The 3,089-nt window shown below is 38.6% G+C and carries 3 protein-coding genes; all 3 read right to left on the minus strand.

What is annotated here, in order from left to right:
- Positions 1–146: 146 nt before the first annotated feature.
- A complete protein-coding gene (locus K737_RS11890; RefSeq protein ID WP_024161381.1) occupies positions 147–440 on the minus strand; it encodes a transposase in 294 nt (97 codons plus the stop codon).
- A 296-nt stretch (positions 441–736) separates the two neighbouring features.
- Positions 737–2,602, minus strand: coding sequence for an asparagine synthase (glutamine-hydrolyzing) (gene asnB / locus K737_RS02310; protein ID WP_006289741.1), 1,866 nt, complete (start codon positions 2,600–2,602; stop codon positions 737–739).
- Positions 2,603–2,848: 246 nt separating this feature from the next.
- Positions 2,849–2,947 carry a transposase gene (locus K737_RS11895; RefSeq protein ID WP_075260323.1) on the minus strand — a complete coding sequence of 33 codons (99 nt, stop codon included), beginning with the start codon at positions 2,945–2,947 and terminating at the stop codon, positions 2,849–2,851.
- Positions 2,948–3,089 lie beyond the last annotated feature (142 nt).

Genomic DNA, 3,089 nt, shown 5'->3' on the forward strand with positions numbered 1-3,089 from the left:
CTTTGACTTACTTTTCAAGCTTTTCTAAGTCAATCTTTTTTTCTGATCCACCAAACGTCTCTTAGGAAAATAACTGCCTTCTTGTTTGTATTTTCTATGCCAATTTTCTATGCCACCTTTTTTATCTTTTTTTCCCCCATCTATACCTATTTTTTCTGAGACTCCTGTGGTTTTAACACTTTGTGAATAATGCTATAGCTGGGATTCTCACTCCTTTCATACTTAATGCGGCTTGTCTTAACAAGTTCATGCATCACTTTTTCCCATACACCCTTAATCCTACATCGTCTATAAAACGAATGTACCGTCGAATATGGTGGAAAATCTTTTGGTAGCATGCGCCATTGACAACCGCTCTTGATTATATAAACTACTGCATTAACACCCTCTTTTTTGTTGTATTTGCTTTTATTGCCGCTATCAAAATGATGCTTTATCACTTCCCACTCTCTCTTTTAAATCGCTTGGATAATTCTTCTTCCACTCCTTCAAGCCTTTTATATCACACTTTTTTATTCATGAATATCATGAATACAGGTTCTCATTTTGATATCTTTCTCAAAGAGTTCGAGCAAAATTCGTCAAACTTTAATTATAATCCAACCATATGGTGTTGGGACTAAACAATTAAGGAAATTAAGATAGCGAACCCCTTGGATATTCAAGCGAATGCTTTATGAGCACCCTGAACCGTTCTTAAATTTTGGAAGGAAAAAATTATTCCGCATAGTGCGTTTTATATTTTTTCTTTGCTTTTATTCCAATACAAGAACATAGCAGTATTCCACAAGCGATTTGAATAATCTGCTTTTCTTTTTAAATGTAATTTCCAAAAATTTTGAATTGCTTTTGCATTAAACCCTGCTGATTCAAGCGACTGCGGAGTTAGCAAAGATTCCATCCAAGAACGCAAATCCTTTCTTAACCAATGCGCCAACGGAACACCGAATCCCATTTTCTTATCCTGTGCGACAAATTTAGGAATCCATTTTGATGCCAGTTTTCTTAGTAAATACTTTGGTTGCCCCTTATAAATGCGGTGATGCATAGGTAAAGTCCATCCGTACTCAATTACAGTCTTATCCAAAAAAGGAGTCCTTACTTCTAGGCTATATGCCATACTGGCACGGTCCACCTTTGTTAAGATATCTCCAGGAAGGTAAGTTAAGATATCCCAATATTGCATAGATGCAACAGAATGCCATAATCGATCTTCAGGAAAAGGGACGCCTAGCAAGTGGCTTTTCCAAACTCCATGCACAGGATACTGGGTGCATATCTCTTTATACAATTCCAAAAGATCGTTTATGGGCAGAACTTGAATTGCTTTTCTAATTCTTCCATACCTGTGACAAATCCAAGGGGTGTGCATACCTATGACGCTAACCATTTTTCTTAGCCAAAGAGGAATTTTATTCAAGCGAGTTAAAAGAACTTCCGTAGCCAAGTACCGCGTATATCCAGCAAAAGACTCATCGCCACCATCCCCAGAAAGGCAGACCGTTACCTGGTGATTTTTGGCTTGCTTACATAAAAAAGCGGTAGCAAGCTGAGAGCTGTCTGAAAAAGGTTCATCCCAGTATGCCTGGGAAAGAACATCTAGTGCGTCCCTTCCCGTCATATAGATAGTTTTGTGTTGGGTTCCGATGTGACACGCAACTGCCTCGGCATTAGAAGCTTCATTGTAAGCTCTGACATCAAACCCAATGGAAAAAGACCTTACAGCGTCGCCAGCACGTTTTTTTTGAAGATGCTGCATCATAGCGGTCACTAAACCACTATCGATCCCCCCGGACAAAAAAGCTCCTACTGAAACATCACAAATCATACGTCTTTCAACATTATCTAACAAAAGATCTTCTAATTTTTCAAGCGCTTCTTGAGTAGAATCGGTGGATAAAACACTGTTACGCACTAGAGTATGATGATCCCAAAAGCAATGAACGGTTTCGGTTCCTTTAGAGGAAATCTCTAAAACAGTTCCAGGAACTATCTTTTGAAATCCTTCGTAAATCGCCAGTGGATCTATAACATACCCTAGCTGAAGATAAGAGGAAAGTGCTTTCTGGCACAGCGTTCCCTTCCATCCCGGACAATGATGAAGTGCCTTTAGTTCTGATGTAAACACAATCATTGTGCCCACCTTTCCCCAATATAAAGGCTTTTCCCCCACTCGATCTCTTGCAAGGAAAAGCACCCTATCAAATGTATCCCACAGAGCAAACGCAAACATTCCACGAAAGCGCCGACACGCTTCCACTGGGCCCCAGGCTTCACAAGCTTCTAAAAGAACCTCTGTATCACTTTTCCCTTTTAAAAAAGGAAATTCTCCCCGATAATCTAGGAAATTATAAATTTCTCCATTGTAAATTATGATATAACGCCCTGAAGCAGACCTCATAGGCTGATGCCCACTGGGAGAAAGGTCCAAAACCGCCAAACGTCTATGCGCCAAGACTATCCCGGACGCCTCATCGCTCCACATTCCACAATCATCAGGTCCCCTATGGGACAAAGCATTAGACACTTTCACTATAAAAGTTTGTAAAAATTCCAAAGCCCACTGACGCTTTGTGTCCCAAAGCCCTACGATTCCACACATTAAAGATTAAAAAAGTTACAAAATAACTTAAAGGGTACTATGCAATGTACAAAAGGTAAAAGTCAAGAGCATCGAAAAAAAATAGATTCAGATAAAGAAAAAAATTGAAATTTTTATTGTGGAAACATTGATTAATTCTAGATCAAATTCTAATATAGCTCTATAGTAATTTAGGTTGAATTAGAGATTTTAAAGAAGCAAGAAATAGCAAGAACCACGAAATAGCGTCGAATAGAGCGTTGAAATTTAGTATACTGTCCACCTCTTCATATTATCCCAGAATTTCTCTACTGGATTCAAATCACAAGAGTAAGGAGGTAGAAAATTATACTGAATTTTAAGTATAAAATTCTATTAATTCTTGACTTCTCTTGGATTTATGAAAAGAGGCATAATAACACCTTGACCAGGCTTTAGTTCCTTAATCAGAAATTCTACCCAAGCTTGGAATAATACTGTGTCGCAAGAGCCCTTAAACCCCATTGGT

The organism is Holospora undulata HU1, from assembly GCF_000388175.3.
In the GTDB taxonomy this organism is placed as follows: domain Bacteria; phylum Pseudomonadota; class Alphaproteobacteria; order Holosporales; family Holosporaceae; genus Holospora; species Holospora undulata_A.

Bases quoted from the DNA above. Each gene is read 5' to 3' on its own strand.
- asnB (WP_006289741.1), bottom strand. From the start codon at position 2,602: ATGTGTGGAATCGTAGGGCTTTGGGACACAAAGCGTCAGTGGGCTTTG.